24 protein-coding genes and 2 pseudogenes are annotated in these 25,804 nt (G+C 59.7%); 13 read left to right on the forward strand and 13 right to left on the reverse strand.

Annotated features, from left to right (window positions below):
• Positions 1-2,262 carry an ABC transporter permease gene (locus tag MARHY_RS01240; protein ID WP_014420227.1) on the forward strand — a complete coding sequence of 754 codons (2,262 nt, stop codon included), beginning with the start codon at positions 1-3 and terminating at the stop codon, positions 2,260-2,262.
• Positions 2,259-3,341, forward strand: a complete 1,083-nt coding sequence (locus tag MARHY_RS01245; RefSeq protein ID WP_023007772.1) for a lipocalin-like domain-containing protein — start codon at positions 2,259-2,261, stop codon at positions 3,339-3,341. The genes MARHY_RS01240 and MARHY_RS01245 overlap by 4 nt, the downstream gene beginning before the upstream one ends.
• Before the next feature lie 11 nt (positions 3,342-3,352).
• Here MARHY_RS01245 and MARHY_RS01250 read toward each other — a convergent pair whose 3' ends face one another.
• From MARHY_RS01250 to MARHY_RS01285, 8 genes are all read right to left on the reverse strand, one after another.
• Complete coding sequence (locus tag MARHY_RS01250; RefSeq protein WP_011783865.1) at positions 3,353-4,561, reverse strand: ammonium transporter; 1,209 nt, start codon at positions 4,559-4,561, stop codon at positions 3,353-3,355.
• A gap of 229 nt (positions 4,562-4,790) precedes the next feature.
• Positions 4,791-5,708 (reverse strand): flagellar motor protein MotB, encoded by a 918-nt coding sequence (locus MARHY_RS01255; protein WP_014420229.1) that lies wholly within the window; start codon positions 5,706-5,708, stop codon positions 4,791-4,793.
• A gap of 2 nt (positions 5,709-5,710) precedes the next feature.
• Positions 5,711-6,487 carry a flagellar motor protein PomA gene (pomA, locus tag MARHY_RS01260; protein WP_014420230.1) on the reverse strand — a complete coding sequence of 259 codons (777 nt, stop codon included), beginning with the start codon at positions 6,485-6,487 and terminating at the stop codon, positions 5,711-5,713.
• Between the two features lie 90 nt (positions 6,488-6,577).
• The gene (locus MARHY_RS01265) at positions 6,578-6,973 is read right to left on the reverse strand and encodes a YkvA family protein (RefSeq protein WP_041654460.1); all 396 of its coding nucleotides are present in this window, start codon (positions 6,971-6,973) and stop codon (positions 6,578-6,580) included.
• A gap of 75 nt (positions 6,974-7,048) precedes the next feature.
• Complete coding sequence (locus tag MARHY_RS01270) at positions 7,049-7,684, reverse strand: tRNA-uridine aminocarboxypropyltransferase (protein ID WP_014420232.1); 636 nt, start codon at positions 7,682-7,684, stop codon at positions 7,049-7,051.
• A gap of 2 nt (positions 7,685-7,686) precedes the next feature.
• Positions 7,687-9,330, reverse strand: coding sequence for a phytoene desaturase family protein (locus MARHY_RS01275; RefSeq protein WP_041654461.1), 1,644 nt, complete (start codon positions 9,328-9,330; stop codon positions 7,687-7,689).
• Positions 9,321-9,812, reverse strand: a complete 492-nt coding sequence (locus tag MARHY_RS01280) for a DUF6231 family protein (protein WP_014420234.1) — start codon at positions 9,810-9,812, stop codon at positions 9,321-9,323. Before MARHY_RS01280 ends, MARHY_RS01275 begins: the two co-directional genes overlap by 10 nt.
• Positions 9,809-11,131 carry a DASH family cryptochrome gene (locus tag MARHY_RS01285; protein WP_014420235.1) on the reverse strand — a complete coding sequence of 441 codons (1,323 nt, stop codon included), beginning with the start codon at positions 11,129-11,131 and terminating at the stop codon, positions 9,809-9,811. Before MARHY_RS01285 ends, MARHY_RS01280 begins: the two co-directional genes overlap by 4 nt.
• A gap of 226 nt (positions 11,132-11,357) precedes the next feature.
• Here MARHY_RS01285 and MARHY_RS19060 point away from each other — a divergent pair.
• The 3 genes and pseudogenes from MARHY_RS19060 to MARHY_RS01295 form a co-directional block, all read left to right on the forward strand.
• Positions 11,358-12,089, forward strand: a pseudogene (locus MARHY_RS19060) (PAS domain-containing protein); the annotation flags it as partial.
• Between the two features lie 159 nt (positions 12,090-12,248).
• Positions 12,249-12,629 (forward strand): annotated as a pseudogene (locus MARHY_RS19065) (methyl-accepting chemotaxis protein); the annotation flags it as partial.
• A gap of 87 nt (positions 12,630-12,716) precedes the next feature.
• A complete protein-coding gene (locus MARHY_RS01295) occupies positions 12,717-13,829 on the forward strand; it encodes an S-(hydroxymethyl)glutathione dehydrogenase/class III alcohol dehydrogenase (protein WP_041654464.1) in 1,113 nt (370 codons plus the stop codon).
• Positions 13,830-13,889: 60 nt separating this feature from the next.
• Here the strand turns inward: MARHY_RS01295 and MARHY_RS01300 are convergent, their stop codons facing one another.
• The 4 genes from MARHY_RS01300 to MARHY_RS01315 are packed head-to-tail and all read right to left on the reverse strand — an operon-like array spanning position 13,890 to position 17,517.
• Positions 13,890-14,678: an alpha/beta fold hydrolase gene (locus MARHY_RS01300; RefSeq protein ID WP_014420238.1), complete on the reverse strand. Its 789-nt coding sequence runs from the start codon at positions 14,676-14,678 to the stop codon at positions 13,890-13,892.
• Between the two features lie 24 nt (positions 14,679-14,702).
• A complete protein-coding gene (gene pcaF / locus MARHY_RS01305) occupies positions 14,703-15,905 on the reverse strand; it encodes a 3-oxoadipyl-CoA thiolase (protein WP_014420239.1) in 1,203 nt (400 codons plus the stop codon).
• An 8-nt stretch (positions 15,906-15,913) separates the two neighbouring features.
• Entirely contained in the window at positions 15,914-16,702 is a 789-nt protein-coding gene (locus tag MARHY_RS01310; protein ID WP_014420240.1) for a CoA-transferase subunit beta, read from the reverse strand.
• Positions 16,702-17,517: a CoA transferase subunit A gene (locus tag MARHY_RS01315; protein WP_014420241.1), complete on the reverse strand. Its 816-nt coding sequence runs from the start codon at positions 17,515-17,517 to the stop codon at positions 16,702-16,704. Before MARHY_RS01315 ends, MARHY_RS01310 begins: the two co-directional genes overlap by 1 nt.
• 196 nt (positions 17,518-17,713) lie before the next feature.
• Here MARHY_RS01315 and MARHY_RS01320 point away from each other — a divergent pair, with 196 nt between their 5' ends.
• Positions 17,714-18,493: an IclR family transcriptional regulator domain-containing protein gene (locus tag MARHY_RS01320; RefSeq protein ID WP_023007760.1), complete on the forward strand. Its 780-nt coding sequence runs from the start codon at positions 17,714-17,716 to the stop codon at positions 18,491-18,493.
• Here the strand turns inward: MARHY_RS01320 and MARHY_RS01325 are convergent, their stop codons facing one another.
• Positions 18,494-19,396, reverse strand: coding sequence for a LysR family transcriptional regulator (locus tag MARHY_RS01325; RefSeq protein ID WP_014420243.1), 903 nt, complete (start codon positions 19,394-19,396; stop codon positions 18,494-18,496).
• A 106-nt stretch (positions 19,397-19,502) separates the two neighbouring features.
• Here MARHY_RS01325 and MARHY_RS01330 point away from each other — a divergent pair, with 106 nt between their 5' ends.
• From MARHY_RS01330 to benD, 7 genes are all read left to right on the forward strand, one after another.
• Entirely contained in the window at positions 19,503-20,624 is a 1,122-nt protein-coding gene (locus MARHY_RS01330) for a muconate/chloromuconate family cycloisomerase (protein ID WP_014420244.1), read from the forward strand.
• Positions 20,625-20,656: 32 nt separating this feature from the next.
• Complete coding sequence (catC, locus tag MARHY_RS01335; protein WP_041654465.1) at positions 20,657-20,947, forward strand: muconolactone Delta-isomerase; 291 nt, start codon at positions 20,657-20,659, stop codon at positions 20,945-20,947.
• 68 nt (positions 20,948-21,015) lie between these two features.
• Entirely contained in the window at positions 21,016-21,957 is a 942-nt protein-coding gene (gene catA, locus MARHY_RS01340; RefSeq protein ID WP_014420246.1) for a catechol 1,2-dioxygenase, read from the forward strand.
• A gap of 118 nt (positions 21,958-22,075) precedes the next feature.
• A complete protein-coding gene (locus MARHY_RS01345; protein ID WP_014420247.1) occupies positions 22,076-23,449 on the forward strand; it encodes a Rieske 2Fe-2S domain-containing protein in 1,374 nt (457 codons plus the stop codon).
• On the forward strand, positions 23,446-23,937 hold the full coding sequence (benB, locus tag MARHY_RS01350; protein ID WP_014420248.1) for a benzoate 1,2-dioxygenase small subunit: 492 nt from the start codon (positions 23,446-23,448) through the stop codon (positions 23,935-23,937). The genes MARHY_RS01345 and benB overlap by 4 nt, the downstream gene beginning before the upstream one ends.
• Before the next feature lie 20 nt (positions 23,938-23,957).
• Complete coding sequence (benC, locus tag MARHY_RS01355; protein ID WP_014420249.1) at positions 23,958-24,989, forward strand: benzoate 1,2-dioxygenase electron transfer component BenC; 1,032 nt, start codon at positions 23,958-23,960, stop codon at positions 24,987-24,989.
• Complete coding sequence (benD, locus tag MARHY_RS01360; RefSeq protein WP_014420250.1) at positions 24,986-25,765, forward strand: benzoate diol dehydrogenase BenD; 780 nt, start codon at positions 24,986-24,988, stop codon at positions 25,763-25,765. Before benC ends, benD begins: the two co-directional genes overlap by 4 nt.
• Positions 25,766-25,804: the final 39 nt, after the last annotated feature.

Below are 25,804 nucleotides of genomic sequence, written 5' to 3' on the forward strand. Positions count from 1 at the left end.
ATGTCTCCCCGCATCGCATTGTTCAGTCATTATCGTCGTCACCCCCTGCAGCTGGCCGCGCTGGCCGCCATGATCCTGCTTGCCACCGCGCTCTGGACTGGAATACATCACCTCACCAGCCAGGCCAGGGCCAGCCTTGAACAGAGCGAGAGCGCTGTCGCCGAGCGCCAGCAAGTGGTGCGTGAGGACGGCCAGCCGGTCTCGGTGCAGGATTTTGTCACCCTTCGACGCCAGGGCCTGTGCGTGATGCCATGGCAGGAAGTGCTGGTACCGGGGCGCGGCCGGCTGGTGGGCATTGATCCGCTGGCGGCCCATTGCTTTGCCGAGCCGGAACACACGCCAGCACCCTGGCAGGGCGAACTCGATGGCAAGCCCTTCGTCGATATCAGCGAAGCCGCCGCCCAGGCCTCAGCCGAAGCATCGGCCCTGGTTCTGCTGGTGTCGCAAGCCGACGGTCAGACGCCACCACCGGCGGGCTACCGCTATCAGGCATTCGCCGTTGCGCCGGACACGGCAGAGCTGGGTGACAGTTTTCTGCTCAACCTGGATGCGCTCGGAGTGCTGGTCCTGCTGATTACCTCGTTGTTGTTGCGCAGTGTGTTCCTTCTGGGTCTGGCTCAACGCCGGGAAAGCCTGGCTTTGCTGTATCGCTATGGCGTGAACAGGAGCCAGCTCAGCCGACTGTTGCTGGTGGAAAACCTGCTGCTGGCGTTGGTGTGCATACTGCCCGGGGTTTGGTTGGGGCGGGCGCTGTCACTGGTTTTGGCAGATGGCTTTGGGCAGGCCCTGGAAGGCCTGTTCGACCGTCCGCTCTATGCCGGTGGAGGGGAGGACTGGTGGCTGCCAACCCTGACCATGGTGGCGGTGATCGTGGCCGCTTGCCTGGCGGGCGTTCGGGACTCGTCGGGGTCGCTCCTGACTCGGGTGCAACCGGCATTTTTTGCGGTGTTACTGGCCCTGGGGCTGGCAGTATCTCTGTGGGCACCAACTCTGATCTGGCTGTTCCTGGCGGTGGCACTGGTTTTTCTCGCTGCCGGTTGGCTGGCCCCGCTGGCGATTGCCGGGGTTGTCCGCTGGCTGGCCCGTAACACCGGGGATCCGCTGATTCGCTGGCGTCTACAGGAAGTCGCAGTCCTGGTGCGTCGGCTGGCGTTACCGCTGGTGGCCCTGCAGTTTGCCTTGGCACTGGTGCTGGCGGTTCATGCCCTGGTAACCACGTTCGAGGACACCTTTGACCAGTGGCTGGGGCAACGGCTGGAAGCGGATTACTACATTGAAGTACCGCAAGGGGCGGATATCACCGCTGCCGTAAGCTGGCTGGCGGCAAAGCCGGAGCTGGTGAGCCCGGAATTGTGGCATCAGGTGATTCGTGGGCGGGCCAGCGTGCAGGCAGCATCAGGCAGGGAGCCGGTGCCTGTCGATGTGTTTGCGCTCGGGCCGGTCAGTCACCTGGTGCAAAACTGGCGCCTGCTGGCGCAAACAGAAACGCCCTGGCAGACGTTGGCGCGGGGTGAGGGGCTAATGGTCAATGAGCAGTTGGCCAGAAGGCAACAGCTTGCATTAGGCGACCGTCTCATTGTCAGGCTTGGCGCCCGTCGGTTACAGGCTCCGGTGCTGGCCGTTTATCCGGATTACGGGCGGCCCTCCGGTGAGGTGCTGGTGCCGGCGAGTCTCTTGCCCGAGGACTTTGAAGCCCGCTTTCGAAGCCTGTCGATAAGCGCGGGCATCGAAGAGATCAAAGTGGTTGAGGCGCAACTGGCCCGGCTTTGGCATACCCCTCAGCTGACCGTGAGGGATAACCAGGCCATCCGGACCCTGGCCACTGATGTTTTTGATCAGACCTTCTTGCTGACCCGGGCCATGACTACCCTCACGCTGATTCTGGCCGCAGCCGCGTTGTTGCTGATGGTGTGGGTCTTTCTCTCTACTCGCGCCTGGTATTTTCGCCTGCTGATCGTCTGGGGTATGCCCCAATGCCAGGCCGCGACTCAGCTCACCCGGGTCTCCCTGGCTCTGATTTTTGCGGTATTGGTTTGTGCACTGCCACTTGGCGTGTGGCTCACCTGGATTCTGGTCCAGCGCATCAATCCGCTGGCTTTTGGCTGGTCACTGCCGATGGCGGTGTACCCGGGGTTCTGGATCGAGCTGGCCGTGTTGGCTCTGATCATCGGCCTCAGCATTGCCTTGCTGATGCGCCTGCAGCTGCGTCGCCCGGCCTCGGCGCCGGAGTCCGCACACGGGCTGCAGGGAGGGGAACGATGAATCGTTTCGTTATCGTACTTCTGGCGCTGCTACTCACCGCCTGTGATCGAGCAGAACAGCCGAGCGGATTCGCAGGCCTTGCCGGTGTGGCGGAATCTGAGCATGAGATTCAGTTCCTGCAGCCCGGGCCCGGAGACCGGCTGTCCTTCCCCGCCGATTTCGGCCCTCATCCCCAGCACCGCATTGAATGGTGGTATCTCACCGCGAATCTGGAAACCGAAAACGGCGGGCCGCTGGGTCTGCAATGGACGCAGTTCCGGCAGGCCTTGACCCCGAGGTCCGTTGAATCCGAACCGCCGAAGCCGGCACTCTGGCCTCTGGAGGCTGCCTGGATGGCTCACGCAGCGGTGAGCTACAGCGGTCAGCACCGCTTTGCCGAAAAGCTGGCCAGGGGTGACGTCGGGCATGCCGGGGCCACCGCCCAACCATTTTCAGTCTGGCTGGATCACTGGCACCTGAGGCCAGCGAGCGGACACGTTGGCTGGCGGCTGTCGGTCGCTACAGAACACTGGTCCTACGATCTGTTGTTGCAGCCGCAAGGTGATCCTGTGGCTCATGGTGACGACGGTTTCAGCGCCAAATCCGCCAGTGGCGAAGGCTCCATGTACTTCAGCCTGGTAGATCTGAAAATTGAGGGAACGGTTACCCTTGAGGGTGACACGTTGACGGTGGCGGGCACTGGGTGGTTCGACCGGGAGTGGAGCAGCCAGTTTCTCAAAGCCGGACAGCAGGGCTGGGACTGGTTTGCCCTGCATCTGGATTCGGGGGACAAGCTGATGCTGTTCCAGTTGCGGGAAACACAACAGGCGTTCCGCTCGGGTACCTGGATTCCAGCCACGGGCGAGCCGGTGGCGCTGGGGCCGGAACAGATCGGGCTGACCTCTGTGGGCCAGCCAGCCGGTTATCCGCGCCGTTGGCAGATAACCCTTCCGGCTTTCGACGTGAACCTTGAGGTCTCCGCGCCGGCAGGGGATTACCGGAATTCCGGGCTCTATCCGTATTGGGAGAGCCCGGTTTCCGTCACCGGCAGCCATTCCGGCGTGGGTTACATGGAGCTTACCGGTTACCAGGCACAATAAGGCCTGGAAACTCACTCAACGGCATTGGCACCGATACGGTGAATGCTGAGGTCGGCACCGTTGAACTCTTCTTCCTCTGTCAGTCTCAGGCCGCTAATGGTTTTGATGGCACCGTAAACGATGAGCCCGCCGGCAAAGGCCACGATCACACCGGCCACCGAGCCAATAATCTGCGACATCAGGCTGACGCCACCCAGGCCCCCGAGCGCTTCCTGGCCGAAGATACCGCAGGCAATGGCGCCCCAGACACCGCATACGCCATGCAAGGGCCAGACACCCAGAACATCATCCAGCCGCTCGATTTTCGCCTGTGCCCACTCGAACAGGTAGACAAAGATGGCGCCGGCCACGCCCCCGGTAATCAGGGCGCCGACGGGGTGCATCAGGTCTGAGCCGGCGCACACCGCCACCAGTCCGGCCAGCGGACCGTTGTGAATGAAGCCAGGGTCTTTGCGGCCGAGCAGCATGGAAACCAGAATACCCCCCACCATGGCCATCAGGCTGTTGACCGCAACCAGGCCACTGATGCCGTCCAGAGTCTGGGCCGACATGACGTTAAAGCCGAACCAGCCCACGGTCAGAATCCAGGCGCCGAGGGCGAGAAACGGAATGTTGGAAGGGGCAAAGGCCACGACCCGACCGTTGCGATAGCGACCGGTGCGGGCGCCGAGCAGCAGCACCGCAGCGAGAGCAATCCAGCCACCGACAGCATGCACCACAACGGAGCCGGCGAAATCATGGAAGGACGCACCAAACTGGTTCTCCAGCCAGGCCTGGAAACCAAAGTTCCCGTTCCAGATCAGGCCCTCAAAGAAAGGATAGACGAAGGCCACGATCAGGCCCGAGGCAATCAGCATGGGGTAGAAGCGGGCACGCTCTGCGATACCGCCGGAAACGATCGCCGGAATGGCCGCGGCGAAGGTCATCAGGAAGAAAAATTTGACCAGTTCATAGCCGTTGGCGGAGGTGAGTTCGGCGGCGCCATTGAGAAAGTGCCCGCCATAGGCGATGTAGTAGCCGATGAAAAAATAGGCGACTGCGGATATGCCGAAGTCGGTCATGATTTTAACCAGGGCATTGACCTGATTTTTATGGCGAACAGTGCCCACTTCCAGGAACGCAAAGCCGGCGTGCATGGCCAGCACCATAATGGCGCCAATCAGAATGAAGAGCGTGTTGGCGCTCTCGGTCAGGGTGTGTACGGCACTCGTGATATCCACGGGTTTTTCTCCTGAGTGTTTTGATTACGCGGCTTCTGATGAGCCGTTGTGCATTGTTGGGGTGCGACTTAAGCAAGTGCTGTTCCAAAACAATGCATATCAAGTACTGCAGGGGGGTTGGAGAACCTGAGGGCGCCGAGGGAGGTATTTATCTGCGTCAAAGTGCACCAGAGGCGTGCGCATCAAGGGCTTGTGCACCAATCTGGATAGGGCGCGAGGCAAGGTTTTACTACCAGGTAATCTCGCTGGGCGTATCCCGACCGGGCTCAATGCCAATAATGGCTTCCTGCGACTCGCTTTCGGAACGAATCAGCTCGCGAAGGCGCAGTTCCTGCTCTTCCATGGGCTCTGACAGATCGATAACGATTTCAACCCGCCGGTTCTTGGCTCGGTTTTCCGGCGAGGTGTTGGGTACCCGTGGTTCGGTGTCGGCCAGACCGGTCACGCGGATGCGATCCGGGGTCACCTGCTCCCGGGCCAACAGAACATTAGCCACCGCGGCGGCACGGGCTGCGGACAGGTCCCAGTTACTGTAGAAACGTTCGGTGCGGATGGGCACGTTATCGGTATGGCCTTCAATGGCGAGGTCGCCGGGCATGTCGGCCAGAACCTCCGCCATACCCAGAAGCAGGCCTTCGAATTCCCAGGTCAGTTGGGCTGAACCTGAGGCAAACGAGCCCTTCTCCTCAATGCGAATGATGATGCGGCGCTGATCTTCCGAGACGTTGATCCGGCCATCCATAATCGCCGGTTCCAGCACTTCAAGAATCCGGGCCATGTTGGCGTCCATCTGTTCCTGGATGGATTCCTCAATGGCTTTCTCTTCGGGGCTTTTCAGAGTCTGGATTTCGGGCTGTACGTCGGTGGTGGTCTGTTTGACTTCATTGACCACCGTGGGCTCTGGCGGCGCCGGCGAAAACTTGTCGAAGATCGGGCTGGTGCCCTGAGGGATCTCAAGCGCAGGCACTTCCCGCTGCACCCCGAAGGCCTTGGAGAGTTCACCGGCGATCTGTTTGAACTTCTGGGCGTCGATTTCCGAAAACGACAGGAGCAATACGAAAAAGCACATCAGCAGCGACATCAGGTCGGCAAATGTGACAACCCACGCAGGAATCCCGGGCTTTTCCTCTTCTGGCAAATCATCCATGTTTAACCGCCTGCCGTTTCCGCATCGCCGTTTCTGGCCCGCTCTTTGGGCGAAAGATAGCTGGACAGCATCTGCTCGATAATGCGCGGGTTGGTGCCTTCCTGGATGGCGACGAGGGCATCAATATAGAGCGATTGCATGCGGGCCTCCTCCGTCATGCGAAGGGACAGCTTGTCGGCAATGGGGGTAGCGATCATGGTGGCGATCATGGCGCCGTAGAGCGTGGTCAGCAGGGCTACGGCCATGGCCGGCCCGATGGACTTGGGATCTTCCATGTTGGACAGCATCTGCACCAGGCCAATCAGCGTGCCAATCATACCCATGGCCGGAGCCACATCTGCCATGGCGGTGAACACTTTCGCGCCCGACCGGTTGTGTTCCAGTGTCATCAGGCGTTCCTTGTTGAGGAGCTGCTTGATGGTGTTGCCGTCCTGTCCGTCCACCAGCATCTGAATACCCTGGCCCAGGAATGGACTACTGACCTCCCTCCCTTCGATACCAAGAACGCCCTCTTTTCGAGCGATGCTGGCAATCTCCACCAGTTCTTCGATGCTGGCCTGAGTTTCGGGCAGTTTGAATTTGAACGCTCGGGCTGCCACCTTGAAGGCGTCAAAAAACTGGGCAAGACTGAACTTGGCCAGTACTACCAGCAAGGTACCGCCAATCACAATCAGCAGGGATGGCGGATTGATGAACATGCCTGGCGATGCGCCCAGGATAATGGCCGAAGAAATCAGAAGAATGGCGCCGACGAGGCCGATAAGGGTGGCGAAATCCACAGTAACTCCAGAACTGTGCAGGTGACGATTAAGGGGGCGGGAGAATACTCCCTGGTTGATTATTAATCAATGCCCGATTGGTCCCTCATCCTATGATGAGTGAAGATCCTTCCATGCAGCGTAGCGGTGCAGATCGGATTCGACCAGTTTAAGGCACAAGGCAACCACACCGGCATCATCAACCAGGCCGAAGCCGAAGATCAGATCCGGAATCAGGTCCAGCGGATTCAGCACGTACAGCAACGCTCCCGCTACTGCAGCGACGGACTTCCAGGGTATGGCCCGGTAGTGGCCGTACCAGTAATCGCGAATCAGCGAGAACATCAGCTTGATATCGGTAGAGAAACGATTCAGCCTGCCGCTGTTTTTGACTTTCTCTTCAACGGCTTTTTGTCGTTCAAGCAGAGCCTCAAGGTCGCCTCTGTGAACCTTGGCACTTTGCTCTCTCAACTCGTTTGCCGCTGTTTTATCTGAGATCCATGCCATACATTGTCACCACTTTGCTCAGCGATTGCCTCAACATAACGAAATCGTGCAGGTTCGTCACCTTCCCAGGCCATTTCAATAATTCGTGAGACTTCCTGGGAGTTCAGGATCGGGCGCTTCATGGTCTTTGGTTTTGTGGTGGTCCGGAACGAAGGCCAGCCGTTTTCGAATCAGTACGTCCTGAGCTCTGAGTAATGGCTCGGTATCTGTGGCCGGTTCGGTCAATGTAAAAAGGTAGGCGACGGCTTCTGCGGTTGAGAGTTGCCCGGCCTTTGGTGCCTTTCGGATACGGTAACGCGAAGCCGGTGGATCAGCGAAATGAAAGCAGGGCAACTGCCGGAACTGCGGGTTCAGGTGCAGGATTTTAGCGGCTTTACGCCAGGTGCCGTCCAGGACCAGCCACTGGTCGATCTGGGCTGCCGCGTTGCTCTCCACGGGCTGACTGTCAGCACATGGAAACAGCAGTCCGGAACGGGTTTCGGTTAACAGACGCTCCAAGCCTTGACCGGAAAACGACTCAGGGCTCTCGCCGACCAGTACCTCCAGCCGGGTCAGGCACTGCTGAAGTACTCGCACAGTACCCTTGCTGTGACCGACTTCTGACGGGTGCTGCAAAATGATGACGCGATGGCGGTTGTCGACCTGCTCGCAAACCTCGCATACGCAGGTGTTCGGGTGCAGGCCGCAGCGGGTACACAGTGCTCTGGCCACGCTTAACCCACGAAAATGCGCTTGGCCAACCCCGCGCCTTTCAGGCCGCGAACGGCCAGGGTTGTAACCAGCCCGCCGATCATTGCCCCGACCACGCCACAGGTAAGAATATCCTGCCCGGTCAGGTACAGTCCGGGGATGTCGGTTTTCGGCCTCAGCCAGCGTTGCTCGAAACGTTCTGGCGTGTGGTCCAGCCCGTACAGCTCACCCTGCTCATAGCGGCAGAACCAGGCGGTCGACAGTGGTGTGGAGGTTTCCACATAGTCGACTTTACCTCGAAGCTGGGGCAGTTTTTCGTACATGACTTCCAGAAGCTGCTCGGTGATCCGAGCCTTCAGAGCCTCATAATCCTCGCCCCGTTTGCCCCAGGTGGAGCCCTGCCACGGCTCGAACATTTCCCAGGTGGTTGGCGCCACAATCTCGATGGTGGAGGTTCCGGGCCAGCGGTTCTGGTAGTCCGGGTCTTTGGCTGCCGGGAACGAGATGTAGACTACCGGGAAAGAGGTGTTCCGGGGATCTTTCAGGAATTGCTCCACGTTGCCATCGTGGTCGGCGCTCGGATAAATCCAGAAGTTGGTGCGCGGCAAGCCGAGCTGGTCGGGCGTGCCTTTCAGGCCTATATACAGGCCGATATGGGGCATTGAGGGTTTGATGTGTTCCCGGCTGCCAGGATAGCCAATGCTGTCTGCGACAGACTCGGGTAAAAGCCGTTCGAAAGTATTGATCACACCGGCGTTGCTGATCACCAGCGGTGACCGGATATCATGGCCATCGGCCATGCGCACACCCACGGCTTTGCCCTTTTCGACCAGGACCTCTCTCACGTCGGCGTAGGTGAGCACGTCACCACCGCCGGACTGAATCACCGGGATGATGGTTTTGGCAATTTCCGAGGCACCGCCCACCGGGTAGAAACCACCGTACAGGTAATGTTTGGCAATGAGCGCGTGCACCATGAAGCTCGACTGTTTCGGGGTCACCCCGCAATCGCCCCACTGACCGGTAATGGCGCCAATCAGCTCTTCGTTGGCGGTGAGTTCCCGCAATACGTCATAGGTGGTGCGGTTGAAACAGTCCGGCAGTACCGTTTTCAACCCTCTGGAAACCAATGGCGCAGCCAGCGCGGGCGAGAGTTTGGACAGGGTATACCATTGCATGCCATCGGCCACTTTTCCGAGCAGAGCCAGGTAACGGTCGATGGCCTCTTCTTCGTCCGGGAAGGACGCCAGTAGCGAGTGCCTCAGGCCTTCCTTGCCGGCCCTGAGGTTGACCACTTTGTCGCCCAGAAAGAACCGGTCGTAGTTCTCATCCATCGGAGCCCATTCGAGCTTGCCATCGGTGATGTAATCGAACAGCCGGCGGCCGAGGGTGTGGCGCGCGCCCATGTCGCCTATGTAGTGCACGCCCACATCCCACTCGTAGCCATTACGGGCGTAGCTGTGGGTGTAGCCACCGGCGGTGTAATGCTGTTCCAACACCAGTACTTTGTAGCCGGCTTTGGACAGGCAGGCGGCAGTGGTCAGACCGCCGATACCGGAGCCGATCACTACCGCATCATAGGGACCATCGAGCCGGCTCGCGCGGTAACGGGTACCGATTCGGATTGTACTGGGCTTCAAGGATTTCGAATTTGCATCTACCACCACGCTTTTCCCCACATTTCCGGATTGGCCCAGTTATCGGGATTGTTCCAGGCCCGTTTATGATTGTAAGTATCCAGATTGTAGGTATAGAGCGTGAGTGCGCCGTTCTCGCTTTCGATATCGGCATGACGCTGAAAGCCCAGGGCGATGAAGTCGGTAAAGCCCCAGTCTGTGGTTTGGGGCACCAATACCGCAATCTGATGGGTGCCATAGTTGCGTAACTGTCCCAGTAAAAGCGCCCCTTCTTCGTAGGGGAGATGTTCCAGGGTGTCGGTGATAATGGCCAGGTCGGGCACGGAATCCAGTGGCAGCCGGGCGTTCGGGTCCGCGGTGTCCAGCGTCAGCAAGCGAACGGCTTCCCGTTGCCCGTGCCACACCTCGCTGACCCGGCTGGCGGTGTCGCCACAATACAGAAGGATGTCTGGCTGGCTGGTATCCAGAATCCGGGCCAGTACTCTCTCTGGTTGGCTAACAGGTGTTGTCATGATATCGGCCAGTCTGCTGCGTCTACGGTATGCAGGCCCACTGGTTGCTGAGCCTCCCCCTGCCAACGATGCACGAAGGCTCCGTCAGGATCGTACTGTTGCGCCTGCTTGTCCAGATTGAACTGCCGAAGCCCGCGGGGATCGGCGCCGACGCCGGCCAGATACTGCCAGTTTCCGTAGTTACTGGCCACGTCGTAATCCACCAGTTGCTGTTCGAACCAGGCAGCACCGTAACGCCAGTCCAGTTCCAGTTCATTGATCAGGCAGCTGGCCACCAGTTGGCGTGCGCGATTGCTGATGTAGCCGGTTTCCCGTAACTGATTCATGGCCGCGTTGACTATCGGATACTGGGTATTGCCCTCGCACCAGGCCTTGAATCGATGGCCATAGAAGGTCACCGGGCGGCGTTTACGTTGCACGCCATCGCGGCTAAACAACCGCCCCCCGTGTTTAAGGGCATACCAGTAGAAATACTCGCGCCAGAGCAGCTCAAACCAGAGCCAGTAGGTCGAATCGTTACGGGTGTGCTGACGTTCGTATTGTTCGATGGCGGCGACCACCTCCCGCACTGACAGGCAGCCGTTCGCCAGCCAGGGGGAGAACTTGGAGGATGAGTCCCAGTCGTCCAGCGCATTGCGGGTTTCCTTGTAGTCGGCAATGCGATGTTGTCCGAATACGAAGGCTTGCAGCTGTGCCAGGCCGGCTTCCTCACCGCCGGTGAATGGTGACCGATGTATCGGTTCCGGTATCGGCGGGCACTGGCCCCGGTTATCTTCGGGGAATCCCGGGGGTGGTGGCAGGGCGCTGACGGTGCGGATCCTGAGGGTATAGTCCGGTTGCTCAGCTTTCTCCACCTGCTTGCGGAATTGCGAGAAGGTATCGGGCAGCTCTGCCAGTTCCATGGGAAGCTGGCCTTCCGTGAACATGCCCAGGGTTTCGAACTGCTGAAACGTCACCTCCGGCAGGCGGGCTTTGAGGGCCTGCCACTGTGCGGCTTCTTCGGTGCCGGGTAGGCGTGAGCGAATCAAACGCTGCACGCCGTGCTCACGGGCCAGCTCTGGCAGAACGATTTCCGGTTCGCCCCAGGCGATGTGCATTCGTTGCCCCAGAGGCCGCAGGCTACGTTCCAGTGCCATCAAGCTTTGCCACAGGAAGCGCCAACGATGATCACCCAGTGCACGGCACTGAAACCGGTCACCGGTAAACCAGCGCGGGTCTACGACAAAGACACACAACAGCATGTCTGAACGGGCCGCGGCCAGCAAGGCCGGGTTGTCGTGCAAACGAAGGTCGCGGGTAAACCAGTAAAGTGTATGCAACGTAAATGCCCCTCTGAATACGACTGACTGTACGGATTTTTACGTCTGCGTGCGGATTTGGTTTCCCTGAATAATGCACGCATTCATATGCGTGTCGGTGCGAGAACGATTCTCCGGAACGTGCCGCCCAAAACGAGCTTTTAACCCACAGAACAGGATGTCCGTGGCTTTTTGACCTGTGCAAGAGTAAACGACGATGTTCCTGACCCGAAAGAAAAAGCAAGACATGGCCGATTGCCAGGCGCTTGCCAGCCAATGCCAGGCTGTATACAGCGCTATCCGCCACGCGGTGGCGACCATTGAATTTACCACGGACGGGTTGATCGTGGATGTAAATGACCGTTTCCTTGAGGTGGTGGGCTACCGCCGGGATGAGGTGGTGGGAAAACACCACAGCCTGTTCTGTGATCGTGAAGTGGCAAACTCGGCGGAGTACCGGAAGTTCTGGGATTCGCTCCGGGCCGGCCAGGCGCAGACGGATACCTTCCTGCGCCGGCGCAAGGATGGCCGTCAACTCTGGCTGGAGGCAACCTATTTTCCGGTGCACGGGGATGATGGCCGGGTTCAGCGGGTAATGAAAATTGCCTCGGATGTCACTGAGAAACAGGAGCACTTGCGGGACCAGCAGGCGGTCTTTGAGTCCGTCGACCGCTCAATGGCGATCATCGAGTTCGAGCCGGACGGTACCATCATCACCGCCAATGCCAATTTCCTTGCCGCGACCGGTTACCGTCTGAGCCAGGTTGAGGGCAAGCACCACCGGATGTTCTGTGATCCCGGTTTTTACCGGGACAATCCCGATTTCTGGAAGCAGCTAGCGAGTGGCCAGTTCCGCAGTGGTCGTTTTCACCGTCTGCGCTCAGACGACAGTGATCTGTGGCTGGAAGCCAGCTACAACCCGATAATGGACGAGAGTGGTCGTGTCATTAAAGTGATCAAGTTTGCCAGTGACATCACCGAACGGGTGGAAAAGGCACTGCAGACCCAGGATGCGGCAGCGGTGGCGTCATCCACTGCCACCCAGACCGCCAACATCATCGGCAAGGCGGATGAGGCGCTTCGACAGTCGAAAACCACCGCCGAACGCATTGAAGCGGGCGTGGATAAAGCCCGGGCCCTGATTGCCGACCTGAATGAGCGGTCGCAAAGCATCGAGAAAATGGTCGATACCATTGCCGGCGTCGCGGATCAGACCAACCTGTTGGCCTTGAATGCGGCCATTGAGGCCGCCCGGGCCGGAGAGCATGGCCGCGGCTTTGCCGTGGTGGCCGACGAAGTGCGAAAGCTGGCGGCCAGAACAGGCACCGCCACCGATGAAATTGCCGATGTGATTCACACCATTCTGGAGCTGTCTGGTGGCGTGGAAACCCAGATTGCCGAGGTTCTGGATGTGGCGGTGGAAGGTCGCCGGCAATCCGAGGATGCCGAGGCGGTGATCGCCGAAATCCGCGATGGCGCCAGAGCGGTACTGGCCGCTATTGATGACATAGGACGCTAAAGCCCGGACGGCTCTGAGCCGTGCTAGAGTTGTGAACAGTATCAATGTCGGCGCTGGCCGACCGAACCGGACGACAGGAGAGTGAACGTGATCAAGTCCCGCGCAGCTGTGGCGTTTGAGGCCAACAAACCGCTGGAAATTGTGGAAGTGGATGTGGCGCCGCCCAAAGAAGGCGAAGTACTGGTGAAGATCGTGGCCACAGGCGTGTGCCATACCGATGCCTACACTCTGTCCGGCGCCGACCCCGAAGGCCTGTTTCCGACCATTCTCGGCCACGAGGGCGGCGGCATTGTTGAAGCCGTAGGGCCGGGTGTGACCGGCCTGGAAGTGGGTGACCACGTGATCCCGCTGTACACCGCCGAATGCGGTAAATGCAAGTTCTGCACCTCCGGCAAGACCAACCTGTGTGGCGCGGTGCGCGAAACCCAGGGCAAGGGTGTGATGCCAGACGGCACCTCCCGGTTCTCCTACAAGGGCCAGCCGCTGTATCACTACATGGGCTGTTCCACGTTTTCAGAGTACACCGTACTGCCGGAAATCTCCCTGGCCAAAATCCCCAAGGAAGCCCCGCTCGACAAGGTGTGCCTGCTGGGCTGTGGGGTAACCACCGGGATTGGCGCGGTGCTTAACACTGCCAAGGTTGAAGAAGGCGCCACGGTCGCCATCTTTGGCCTGGGCGGCATCGGCCTGGCGGCGATCATCGGCGCGACCATGGCCAAGGCCGGGCGCATCATTGCGATCGATATCAACCCCGGCAAGTTCGACATTGCCAAGCAGTTGGGTGCTACCGATGTGGTTAACCCCAACGACTACGACAAACCGCTCCAGGAAGTCATCATCGAGATGACCGACGGCGGTGCCGACTATACCTTCGAGTGTGTGGGCAACGTGAAGCTGATGCGTGCGGCGCTGGAAGCCTGTCACAAGGGATGGGGTGAAAGCACCATCATCGGAGTGGCCGGTGCCGGTGAAGAAATCAGTACCCGCCCGTTCCAGTTGGTAACCGGCCGGGTCTGGCGCGGTTCCGCCTTTGGTGGCGTGAAAGGCCGTACCGAGCTGCCATCCTATGTGGAAAAAGCCGAGAAAGGTGAGATCCCGCTGGATGTGTTTATCACCCACGAAATGAAACTGGAAGACATCAACAAGGCGTTTGACCTGATGCACGAGGGCAAGAGCATCCGGTCGGTGATTCACTTCTGACCTGGCACGGGACAGAAGTGAACCAGAGTTCCCGGGGAACGGGCGTTCGCCCGCCCCCGGTTAATCCAGGCTTTGCAGGAGTTGCGAGGCGAGAATCAGAGGGCATTCAACGGAAGGCACGTGCCCGATACCGTCCAGAATAACCGGCTCTGGCGCGCCGCTGAACTGTGCCAGTGCTTTCAGGGACTCCGGCGGTGTTGCCAGATCCTCTGAACCACCAATCAGCAGTAACGGCACCTTGTGGCCCCGTAGCCTCTCCCGGAAGTCGGCTTTACCCAGCATCTCGCACAACAGGGCATAGCTGTTGGCGTCACCGCGCCCCATGATCACTTTCCAGCCGTCCAGCAGCGCCGGCTGTTCCTCACAGGCGTTCGGGCCAAACCAGCGCGGTACAATCTCGCCGGCCATCGTCGCCAGCCCTTTCTCCCGCACATTGGCCGCACGCTGTCCCCAGGCTTCCGGTGTGCCAATGATGGCGCCGGTGTTGGTCAGGGTTGCGGTCATCAGATGGTCGCTGTGCCCGGCAATCAGTTGCTGGCCAATAACGCCGCCGATGGAGGTGCCGGCAAAGTGAAAGCTGGAACTACCGGCTTGCTTTGCCAGAAGCAGGGTCTCCTGGGCCAAGTCTTCCGGGGTGATGTCGCCGGCAGATTCCGGCCAGGCGCTGCTGGCACCGTGACCGGGCAGGTCCCAGGTCAAAACGCGAAAACGCTCCAGCAGTGCCGGCAGCATGTCGTCCCACACCCCCTGGGTCATGCCCAGAGGGTGCGCCAGCACCAACAATGGCTTTTCGCAATGACCGAGCAGGCGATAGCAAATGGTGCGGTTGTTGTAATTCAGAAATGCCATGATATCTCCTCAAACCGGGCCCGGTCAGACCCGTCCGATCAGTGTAGCAATACCCTGACCCACACCCACGCACATGGTGCACAGGGCATAGCGACCACCGGTGCGCTGCAGCTGGTGCGCCGCAGTCTGTAGCAGGCGCGCGCCAGACATGCCCAGCGGGTGGCCAAGGGCGATGGCGCCGCCGTTCGGGTTTACCCGGGGGTCGTCATCGGCAATGCCCAGTTCACGCAGCACGGCCAGGCCCTGGGCGGCAAAAGCTTCGTTGAGCTCGATCACGTCGATGTCATTCAGGCTGATGCCCTGCTTCTTCAGCAGCTTCTGAACCGCCGGTACCGGGCCAATGCCCATGATGCGTGGTTCCACACCGGCCGTGGCCATGCCCAGGATTTTGGCCATGGGCTTGAGGCCATGCTGCTTAACCGCGGCTTCGCTGGCGACCAGCATGGCGGCGGCGCCGTCGTTGACGCCAGAAGCGTTGCCGGCGGTCACACTGCCGTTCTCCCGGAACGGCGCGGGCAAGGCGGCGAGTTTTTCAAGGGTGCTGGCGCGGGGGTGCTCGTCGGTGTCAAATACCAGCGGGTCTTGCTTGCGGCGTGGAATAGATACCGGCACGATCTCTTCGGCAAAGACGCCTTCCTGCTGTGCCCGGGCGGTCTTCTGTTGGGAGCGGAACGCGAACAGATCCTGATCTTCGCGGGAGATGTTGTACTGTTCGGCCACGTTCTCCGCCGTCTCGGGCATGGAGTCCACACCGTACTGTTTTTTCATCAGCGGGTTCACGAAGCGCCAGCCGATGGTGGTGTCTTCGATTTTCTGGCCGCGGGAAAAGGCGCTGTCAGCCTTCCCCATCACGTACGGAGCACGGGACATGGACTCCACGCCACCGGCCAATACCAGCTCCATTTCACCGGCGCGGATGGCGCGGAAGGCGGTGCCCACGGCGTCCATGCCGGAACCGCACAGCCGGTTCAGGGTGGTGCCGGGTACGGAGGTGGGCAGGCCTGCGAGCAACGCCGACATGCGGGCGACGTTGCGGTTATCTTCACCGGCCTGGTTGGCACTGCCCATCATCACTTCGTCGATGGCGACGGGGTCCAGTTCCGGAGCCTGCTCAAGCACGGCCTTGAAGATATGCGCCGCCAGGTCGTCCGGGCGCACGCTGGCCAGGGTGCCGCCAAAGCGGCCGATGGCGGAACGGCGGGGGTGGCAAAGAAATACGTCAGTCATGGTGCACCTTACTGTTGGCCAGATTGAGTTGAAGCGTGATGAGCATTGGTGCGAGCTTTCAGGTCTCGCAGTACTTCCAGTTCTTCGGCAGTTGGCGCCGGGGTGGTTTCCAGCTGGTCCGCGAAGCGGATTTCCCAGCCGGTGGCTTCGATCACGTCTTCCCGGGTCACATTCGGGTGCAGGGAGGTGACCACCAGCTCCTTGGTCTCCGGATCCGGCTTGAGGATGCACAAGTCGGTGATCACCACGGTGGGGCCGCGGCCGATGTTCGGGACGTTGTCCCGGGCCTTGCCGTCACGGCCGAAGCCAACGGTGGTCACGAAGTCCACGTCCTTCACGAAGGTGCGCCTGGAGTGCTTTACGGTAATGAACACTTCCTTGGCGTTAGTGGCAATCTCCGGGGCGCCACCGCCACCGGGCAGGCGAATCCTGGGCTCACGGTAATCGCCGATCAGAGTGGTGTTCAGGTTGGCGTAGCGGTCGATCTGCGCGGTGCCCAGGAAGCCGACGCTGATATGACCGCCCTGCAGCCAGTAGCGGAACATTTCAGGTACGGAGACGGTGGTCAGGGCTGATTCGCACAGCTCGCCGTCGCCGATGGATAAAGGCAGCACGTCCGGCTTGGTCTGCAAGGTGCCGGATTCGTAGATCAATGTGACATCCGGGGCGTGGGTCAGGCGCGCCAGGTTGGCGGCCTCGCTGGGCAGGCCGATACCCACAAAGCAGGTCATGTCGTTGGTCAGCGCCCGGGCAGCGGTGACGCTCATCATTTCGGAAGCGGTAAATTCAAGGCTCATCACGCAGCTCCTTTCTCGAAAACGTTCTCTTTCAGCCAGGCCTGGAAGGTCTCGCGGTCGCGGGCGATGCCGTCCCAGTCCTTGTAGAAAGCGTTGTCACGGTCGTAGTAGCCCAGGGCATAGGACGGCTTGGCGCCTTGGGGGGCCTCGGCAATGGCGGTGATCGCCCAGGACGGGAGCACGCAGGCATTTACCGACGCGCCCAGGTCGTCCACGATTTCCTCAACGGTGACGATGCTGCGCCTGGCGGCCAGGACGACCTCTTTCTGAATGCCAACAATGCCTTCAATCAGCACGTTGCCCTTGCGATCAGCCCGCTGGGCGTGGATTACCGCTACATCCGGGCGAATGGAGGGTATCGCTGCCAGGCGCTCTCCGGTGAACGGGCATTCGATGAACTTGATCTGGTCATTCACTTTGGGCAGGTCGCTCCCCACATAGCCGCGCAAGACGGCCAGCGGCAGGCCGGCCGCTCCGGCTTCATAGGCGTTGGCCATGGCGGCGTGGCTGTGCTCCAGGATCTCCAGCTTGTTAGGCCAGCCTTTTTCCACCGCGTCACGCAGTCGATGCAGGGAACCCACGCCGGGGTTGCCGCCCCAGGAAAAAATCAGCTTTTTCGCGCAGCCGGCGCCGATCATCTGGTCGTAAACCAGGTCCGGGGTCATGCGGATCAGAGTCAGATCGCGCTTTTCCTGACGGATGATTTCGTGGCCCGCAGCAAACGGGATCAGGTGAGTGAAGCCTTCCATCGCCACGGTGTCACCGTTGTTGATGTATTTGCTCACCGCTTCCTCGAGGGGAAGAAACTCGGCCATCGCAGTGCCTCCTGTGTCACTTCTGTGATTAGTTCGTAACACGAACATAAGTTTAATATGCGAACATAATGGCGCGATTGGTTTTGGGTCGTCAAGTACAAATTTTCACCAGTTGGCAAAAATGCACGGATGTTCGGAGTGCGAACCAGCTGTTACCATGCTCGGATATCGAGCTTTGCAGGGCGAAGGAGCCGGAATGGACGAATCGATACTGAAACCGGGGGACCGGGATTATGTTGGAGCGCTGGCCTCGGGGTTGGAGGTGCTGCAGGCATTTGACGCCGACCACCCCAGAATGACCCTGAGCGAAGTGGCGGCGCGTACGGATATGGATCGCGCCAAGGCCAGACGGTTTTTGCTGACCCTCCACGCTCTGGGATTTGTGAAGCGTAGCGGCCGGCAGTTCGAGTTGACGCCCCGGGTACTGCAGCTGGGTTATGCCTATCAGGCCTCCAATCAGTACCGGGCGGTGATCCAGCAGTACCTGGAAGACATCACGGCGGAGCTGGGAGAGTCGTCTTCGCTGGCGGTGCTGGATGGCGATGAGGTGGTGTATGTCGTGCGTTCGGCCGCGCGCCACCGGCTGATGGCGATTACACTGTCGGTGGGTACCCGACTGCCAGCGGCTTATACCTCGATGGGGCGGGTATTGCTGGCGCAGTTACCGGAACCGGAGCTTGAAGCCTGTCTTGAACGGATCAGGCTTGAACGCTACACCTCGTCGTCGCTGACGGACAGGAACGCTTTGCGTGAAGAAATCAGCAAGGTGCGCGAGCAGGGCTATGCCATTGTGGATCAGGAACTGGATCTGGGTCTGAGATCGGTGGCGGTGCCTGTGTTTACCGCCAGCGGAGAACTGTTGGGTGCGTTGAATATCAGTACCAATGCGGCCCGTGTCGATATGGATACCCTGCTCAATACCTATTTGCCCAGGCTGCAGTTGGTGGCCGACAAGGTTCGGCAGACGGCTCGCTGATTACGGGTAACGGCCGGTCAGCCGGTTCTCAACCAGTTCTGCCAGTATGGTGTTGGTCAGGCGCATGACCGCATTCGGGTTCTCGCCGCGCCGACGGGAAGCGATCACCGGCGTGGTGATATTGTCGTCTTCCAGCGGCATGTAATCCACACCTTCCCGTTGCAGACGGCGCACCTGCTCTGGCACCAGGGTGAAGCCCATGTCAGAGGCCACCAGCGACAGCGCCGTCTGAACATCATTGACCTGTTGTATCACATTCACCCTGAGGCCGCGGCGGTGAAACAGGCCCTGGGTAATGTCTGAAAAGTTCGGCCCGGCACCCGCTGGAAAGGTGATCATAGGCACCTCTGAGAGCTCTTTCATTGAAGGTGGGTGCCGAGTAAGCGGATGGTTGGCTGGCACCGCTGCAATCATCGGTTCGTCGAAGAGAAGTTCCTGCTCGACGTCCGGGTCCTGAATGTTCAGACGGCCAAAGCCGATATCGATCTTGCCCGTTTTCAAGGCTTCAACCTGTTCCCGGGTTTTCAGCTCGTGCAGCACGATTTCCAGATTCTTGTTCTGCCGCAGCCGTCGCACCATTAGCGGCAGCTGGCCGTAAAAGACTGAGGGCACAAAGCCAATCGAAAACAGAGTTTTCCGGTGCCGCGCAATCCGGCGGGTGTCATCGACGGTGGCGTTAACCTTGTCCAGCACTTGCTTGGCCTGTTCCAGAAAGTATTCACCCCCTGTGGTCAGCTCCAGGCCGCGGGGCTTGCGAATAAATAATTCCACGCCCACTTCTTCTTCCAGCTGCTTGATGGCCCTGGTCAGGGGTGGCTGGGCAATAAACAGTTTTTCGGCAGCGCGGGTCAGGTTGCCGGCTTCGGCCACTGCGACGAAGTAGCGCAAGTGTCTCAGCTCCATCCATACCTCCAGGGTATCGGTTATTACTTAATCAATATTGGTTCACGCTGGTGAAACTTCGTAGTGTTCGAATCACAGGATTTTTACCTAGCGATTCGGAGCAGCCATGTCAGCCACCATTCAGTCCATCGAAGCGATCTTGGTCGATATCCCGACCATCCGCCCGCACAAGCTATCCATGACAACCATGGGGGTTCAGACCATGGTGATTGTGCGGGTGAAGGATTCTGATGGCCTGGAAGGTCTCGGTGAGGCGACCACCATCGGTGGTCTGGCCTACGGCCCGGAAAGCCCCGAAAGCGTAAAGCTTACGATTGAAACCTATTTCAAACCGCAACTGATTAACCAGCCTGCCGGCAACATCAATACTCTGAGGGTAATGTTAGACCGCTCGACCCGCGGTAACAACCTGGCCAAGTCAGCCATCGAGACCGCGCTGCTGGACCTGCAGGGCAAGCGATTGAACCGGCCGGTGTCAGACCTGCTCGGCGGGGCCCTGCATCAGCATGTTCCGGTGCTCTGGACCCTGGCCAGCGGTGATACCCGAAAAGACGTCGAAGAAGCCCTGGGGCTGATCGAAACCCGCCGTCACTGTGACTTCAAGCTCAAGATCGGTGCCCGTCCGGTGATGGACGATGTGCGTCATGTGGCGGCTATTAAAGAAGCCGTGGGTGACAGCGCCAGTGTCCGCGTGGATGTCAACCAGGCCTGGGACGAAGCGACTGCGGCTAAAGGCATGGCCGAATTGCAGTCGGCTGGCATCGACCTGGTAGAGCAGCCAACGCCGATGAAGGATCACGCCGCGCTGGTGCGTCTGTCTGAGAAATTCCATCTGCCCATTCTGGCCGACGAGGCCGTGGCCGATGCCAAAGATCTTTACAACCTGGCTGCTGCCGGTTTCTCCGGTGCCGTGGCCATGAAAATCGCCAAGGCCGGTGGACCGGTACAGGCACTGAAGCAGGCCGCGGTGGCCCAGGCTGCCGGAATTGGTCTGTACGGCGGCACCCTGCTGGAAGGCACCATCGGCACCGCCGCTTCTCTGCATGCCTGGTCGACCCTGGAAACCCTGCACTGGGGCACCGAGATGTTCGGCCCGCTGTTGATGAAAGACGACATCGTGGCCAAGCCGCTGCATTTCCATAACAACGGCGTTGACCTGCCGAAGGGCCCGGGCCTCGGCATCGAAATCGATGAAGACAAGCTGGCCCGGTATCGCCGCAAGGCCTGAGCCGAAAAAATTCAGTAAACGGAGGAATGCACATGCTGTTCAAAGTCGAGATGAAGGTGAATATCCCTCACGACATGCCCGCCGACGTGGCGGCAGACATCAAGGCCCGGGAGAAAGCCTACGCCCAGGACCTGCAGCAGCAGGGCAAGTGGCGTCACCTGTGGCGGGTGGCTGGCAGCTACGCCAACGTCAGCATTTTTGATGTGGCCGACAACGCCGAGCTGCAGGACCTGATCAGCAACCTGCCTTTGTTCCCCTATATGGACATCACCGTCGCGCCCCTGTGCCGGCACCCGTCGTCGATCCACGAGGATGATCGCTGAACGCAAACATATCGTTGCCATCTGATGACCTGATTTGAGCAACAAGAATAATACTGAGGAGAACCACCATGACCGTGAAAACCATGCAAACAGCCGATGTGAAGGACCTGCTGGAGAAAGTCGCCGGCTTCAACCAGGACGGTGGAAACGAGCGGGTGAAAAAGATTGTTCACCGTTTCATGCACGATGTTTTCCAGCTGATTGAAGACTTCGATGTGACTCCGGAAGAGTTCTGGCAGGCCGTGTATTACGTTGGCGACCTGGGTAAGAACGGCGAGGCGGCCCTGCTGGCCCCGGGCCTGGGCATGGACAAATACCTGGACATCCGCATGGACGCCGAAGACGAGCAGGCTGGCCTGGCGGGCGGCACGCCGCGCACCATCGAAGGCCCGCTGTACGTGGCCGGTGCGCCCATGAGCGAAGGTTTTGCCCGCATGGACGACGGCTCGGATGAAAACGCCGAGACCATGATCCTGACCGGCCAGGTGACGGACGAGAATGGTAATCCGCTGGTCAACGCGGTGGTGGATGTCTGGCACGCGAATACCATGGGCAACTACTCCTACTTTGATCAGTCCCAGAGCGAGTACAACCTGCGCCGCCGTATTCGCACCGATGAAAACGGCCGTTACACCGCGCAGTCCATCATCCCGGCTGGCTACGGCTGCCCGCCCGAAGGTTCCACCCAGGCGCTGCTGAACCTGCTTGGTCGCCATGGCAACCGCCCGGCCCATATCCACTTCTTTATCTCCAAGTCCGGCTTCAAGCACCTGACCACCCAGATCAACCTGGCGGGTGACGAGTACACCTACGACGACTTTGCCTTCGCAACCCGCGAAGAGCTGGTAGTCGAAGCCAACCGCATTGACGACCCGGCGCAGGCCGAGGGGTATGGCCTGAACAAACCGTTCACCAAAGTGGAATTCAACATCCAGCTGGTCTCCACCGACAAGCCAGAGCTGCAGAGCCGCCACGAGCGCAAGCGTGCGCTGGAAGGCGAAGCCGCTTAAGCCATCAACCTTTAATTGACACGTTTTGTGATCCGACCGGCCCGTACATGCGGGCCGGCACCGGGGCCCCTCGCGCCCGAAAAAACGGTAGTCACAACAACAAGAGGGAGTGACGAACATGACTCGCCAACTCGACAGACTTGAAAAGCAGATCCGTGGGGCGGTAGAAGCCGACCCGACCACCGGCCACTACCGCTGTGATCGCAGCATCTTCACCGACGAGGAGCTGTTTGAGCTGGAGATGAAACACATCTTCGAAGGCAACTGGATTTTCCTGGCTCATGAAAGCCAGATTGAGAATCCGGGCGACTACTACACCACCACGGTGGGTCGTCAGCCGGTGATCATCACCCGGACCAAGGATGGCGAGCTCAAGGCGATTCTGAACACCTGTACCCACCGCGGTGCCACCCTGTGCCGCAAAAAGCGCGGCAACAAGACCTCCTTCACCTGCCCGTTCCACGGCTGGACCTTCAAGAACGACGGCAAGCTGCTGAAGGCCAAGGATCAGAAGAAAGGTGGTTACCCGGACAGCTTCAACGTGGACGGCTCCCACGACCTGAAACAGCTGCCGAAGTTTGAAAACTATCGCGGCTTCCTGTTTGGCAGCCTGAATGCCGACGTGCTGCCGCTGGAAGAGTATCTGGGCGAAACCACCAAGGTGCTGGATGCCATCGTCGACCAGGCGCCGGAAGGCCTGGAGATTCTGCGCGGCGCGTCTACCTACACCTACGAGGGTAACTGGAAGCTGACTGCCGAAAACGGCGCCGACGGTTACCACGTCAGCACTGTGCACTGGAATTACCTGTCTACCATGGGCCAGCGCAACTATGAGAAGGGTGGCACCGAGGCGGTGGACGCCAAGAGCTGGTCTAACGAAGGCGGCTTCTACTCCTTCGACAACGGCCACATGATGCTGTGGACCCGCCTGACCAATCCGGAAGTGCGCCCGGTCTACAACCAGCTGGAGCGCCTCGAACAGGAAGTGGGTGAGGCGAAGGCTGACTTTATCGTGCGTACCACCAAAAACCTGTGCCTGTACCCGAACGTGTACGTGATGGACCAGTTCTCCACCCAGATCCGGGTACTGCGCCCGATCGACGTCAACAAGACCGAGATCACCATCTACTGCTGGGCGCCCAAGGGTGAATCTGCCGAGAACCGTGCCAAGCGCATTCGCCAGTACGAAGACTTCTTCAACGTCTCCGGCATGGGCACCCCGGACGACCTGGAAGAATTCCGGGGCTGTCAGGAGGGTTACTACGCCAAGGGGGTGAAGTGGAATGACATGAGCCGTGGTGCACAGCACTGGATAGAAGGTGCCGACGACTGGGCCAAGCGCATCGATATGAAGCCGATTCTCAGTGGCGCCAAACCGGAAGACGAAGGTCTTTACGTCACCCATCACCAGCACTGGGTGGAGGAGATGACCAAGGCCATTGAAACCGAGCGCGCACGCTTTATTTCGCTGTCAGAGGAGGCTTCCGCATGAGCATGTCATACGAGCAGATCCAGGCCTTTATCTACCGGGAAGCCCGTTTGCTGGATGACCGCCAGTGGGATGAGTGGCTGAAGTGCTACCACGAAGATGCCACCTACTGGATGCCGGCCTGGGACGACAACGACGAGTTGACCGAGGACCCGCAGGCTGAGATCTCGCTGATCTACTACCCGAACCGTAACGGCCTGGAAGATCGCGTCTACCGACTGAAAACCGAGCGTTCCGGCGCCAGTTCCATTCCGGAACCGCGCACCGTGCACCTGACCAGCAACCTCGAAATCCTGGAGCGGGACGGCGACACCGTGAAAATCCGGTTCAACTGGCAGACCAACAGCCACCGCTACCACAAAACCCAGAGCTTCTTCGGCGTGTCTTTCTACACCCTCGACTGCAGTGGCGAACAGCCGCTGATCATCGGGAAGAAAGTGGTTCTGAAAAACGACTACATCAATCAGGTGATTGATATCTATCACCTGTAATTGATGGGGAGAGCATCATCATGAGTTACAACATCGCGCTTAATTTTGAAGACGGCGTTACCCGTGTGATCACCTGCAACGAAGGTGAAACCGTACTCGACGCCGCCTACCGGGCCCAGATCAACCTGCCCATGGACTGTTCCGACGGTGTCTGCGGAACCTGCAAGGGTTCCTGCCACCAGGGCGAGTTCGATATGGGTGACGAGTACATCGACGAGGCGCTGTCTGACGAGGAAGCCGAGCAGGGCATGGTGCTGACCTGTCAGATGGTGCCCTCCAGCGACTGCGTGGTGGAAATTCCGGCCGCTGCATCGCTGTGCAGCAAGGCCGGTAACGAGTCCGTGACCGGTACTGTGGGCGAGGTCAACCTGATTTCCCCGACCGCCATCGAGCTGAAGATCACCGCAGATGCGGATATCGGCTTCCTGCCGGGCCAGTATGTGAACATTCAGGTGCCGGGTACCGAGGAAACCCGCGCCTACTCGTTCAGCTCCCGCCCCAGCAGCCGCGAACTGAGCTTCCTGATCCGCAACGTGCCTGGGGGCCTGATGAGCTCCTGGCTGGTAGGCAAGGCCAAGACTGGTGACAAGGTCACCCTGACCGGCCCCATGGGCGTGTTTTACCTGCGCCCGGTGCAGCGCCCGGTGCTGATGCTGGCCGGTGGTACCGGCCTGGCGCCGTTCCTGGCCATGCTCGAAAGCCTGAAGGAAAAGGGCTGCGAGCAGCCCACTCACATGATCTACGGCGTCACCAACGACGATGACCTGGTGGGACTGGCAGCTTTGGAAGCATTTGCCGAAGCCATAGACAACTTCACCTTCAAGACCGTGGTGGCCAGCGACGAAAGCATGCACCCACGCAAGGGTTATGTGACCAACCACATGGAAGACGCCCCCATCAACGATGGTGATGTGGACGTTTACCTGTGTGGGCCACCTCCGATGGTCGATGCGGTGCTGGGTTATTTCCGGGAACAGGGAATTGAGCCCAACTCGTTCCACTACGAGAAGTTCACCCCCAGCGTATCGGCCGTTGAGGAGAAAGTGGCATGACCCCGCGCTTCACCGACAAGGTGATGGTAGTGACGGGGGCCGCCCAGGGCATTGGCCGGCGGGTGGCCGAACTGGCCGCCGACGAAGGTGCCCGTCTTGTACTGGTGGACATCGCGGACTACGTGCAGGGCGTTGCTGGCGAGCTGCGCGACCAGGGCGTTGAAGCCCTGGCCGTGCAGGCCAACCTGGAAACCTGGGAAGGCGCAGAAAGGGTGATGGCCCAAGCCCACGAGCAGTATGGCCGCATCGACATCCTGATCAACAACGTCGGTGGCACCATTTGGGCTCAGCCCTTCGAGCATTACCAGCCGGAGCAGATTCAGAAGGAAATCCAGCGTTCGTTGTTCCCGACCCTTTGGTGCTGCCGCGCCGTTCTGCCCTACATGGTGGAGCAGAAAGGGGGTGCCATCGTGAACGTGTCATCGGTGGCCACCCGTGGTCTGATGCGGGTGCCCTACGGCGCCGCCAAGGGTGGGGTGAACGCCATGACCGTGAACCTGGCGTTTGAGTATGCCGAGCACGGCATCCGGGTGAACGCCACCGCGCCGGGTGGCACCGAAGCACCTCCCCGGCTGACGCCACGGAACACCGAGGCGCAGGGCGAACAGGAAAAAGTCTGGTATCAGACCCTGATTGACCAGACCAATGCCAGCAGCTTCATGCACCGCTACGGCACCCTGGATGAGCAGGCGCAGCCGATCCTGTTCCTGGCATCCGATGCTGCCAACTATATCACCGGAACCATCCTGCCCGTGGCCGGGGGCGACTGCGGCTGACGGGCATTCAACCCAACCTCCGACAAAAACAAGATATGG

The sequence above is a fragment of the Marinobacter nauticus ATCC 49840 genome (assembly GCF_000284615.1).
Classification (GTDB): Bacteria; Pseudomonadota; Gammaproteobacteria; order Pseudomonadales; family Oleiphilaceae; genus Marinobacter; species Marinobacter nauticus.

Excerpts from the sequence above, each read along its gene's own strand:
- MARHY_RS01240 (WP_014420227.1), top strand. The coding sequence starts at position 1 with ATGTCTCCCCGCATCGCATTGTTCAGTCATTATCGTCGTCACCCCCTG.
- MARHY_RS01245 (WP_023007772.1), top strand. The coding sequence starts at position 2,259 with ATGAATCGTTTCGTTATCGTACTTCTGGCGCTGCTACTCACCGCCTGT.
- MARHY_RS01255 (WP_014420229.1), bottom strand. The coding sequence starts at position 5,708 with ATGGATGATTTGCCAGAAGAGGAAAAGCCCGGGATTCCTGCGTGGGTT.
- MARHY_RS01265 (WP_041654460.1), bottom strand. The coding sequence starts at position 6,973 with ATGGCATGGATCTCAGATAAAACAGCGGCAAACGAGTTGAGAGAGCAA.
- MARHY_RS01280 (WP_014420234.1), bottom strand. The coding sequence starts at position 9,812 with ATGACAACACCTGTTAGCCAACCAGAGAGAGTACTGGCCCGGATTCTG.
- MARHY_RS01300 (WP_014420238.1), bottom strand. The coding sequence starts at position 14,678 with ATGGCATTTCTGAATTACAACAACCGCACCATTTGCTATCGCCTGCTC.
- pcaF (WP_014420239.1), bottom strand. The coding sequence starts at position 15,905 with ATGACTGACGTATTTCTTTGCCACCCCCGCCGTTCCGCCATCGGCCGC.
- MARHY_RS01310 (WP_014420240.1), bottom strand. The coding sequence starts at position 16,702 with ATGAGCCTTGAATTTACCGCTTCCGAAATGATGAGCGTCACCGCTGCC.
- MARHY_RS01315 (WP_014420241.1), bottom strand. The coding sequence starts at position 17,517 with ATGGCCGAGTTTCTTCCCCTCGAGGAAGCGGTGAGCAAATACATCAAC.
- MARHY_RS01320 (WP_023007760.1), top strand. The coding sequence starts at position 17,714 with ATGGACGAATCGATACTGAAACCGGGGGACCGGGATTATGTTGGAGCG.
- MARHY_RS01325 (WP_014420243.1), bottom strand. The coding sequence starts at position 19,396 with ATGGAGCTGAGACACTTGCGCTACTTCGTCGCAGTGGCCGAAGCCGGC.
- MARHY_RS01330 (WP_014420244.1), top strand. The coding sequence starts at position 19,503 with ATGTCAGCCACCATTCAGTCCATCGAAGCGATCTTGGTCGATATCCCG.
- catC (WP_041654465.1), top strand. The coding sequence starts at position 20,657 with ATGCTGTTCAAAGTCGAGATGAAGGTGAATATCCCTCACGACATGCCC.
- catA (WP_014420246.1), top strand. The coding sequence starts at position 21,016 with ATGACCGTGAAAACCATGCAAACAGCCGATGTGAAGGACCTGCTGGAG.
- MARHY_RS01345 (WP_014420247.1), top strand. The coding sequence starts at position 22,076 with ATGACTCGCCAACTCGACAGACTTGAAAAGCAGATCCGTGGGGCGGTA.
- benB (WP_014420248.1), top strand. The coding sequence starts at position 23,446 with ATGAGCATGTCATACGAGCAGATCCAGGCCTTTATCTACCGGGAAGCC.
- benC (WP_014420249.1), top strand. The coding sequence starts at position 23,958 with ATGAGTTACAACATCGCGCTTAATTTTGAAGACGGCGTTACCCGTGTG.
- benD (WP_014420250.1), top strand. The coding sequence starts at position 24,986 with ATGACCCCGCGCTTCACCGACAAGGTGATGGTAGTGACGGGGGCCGCC.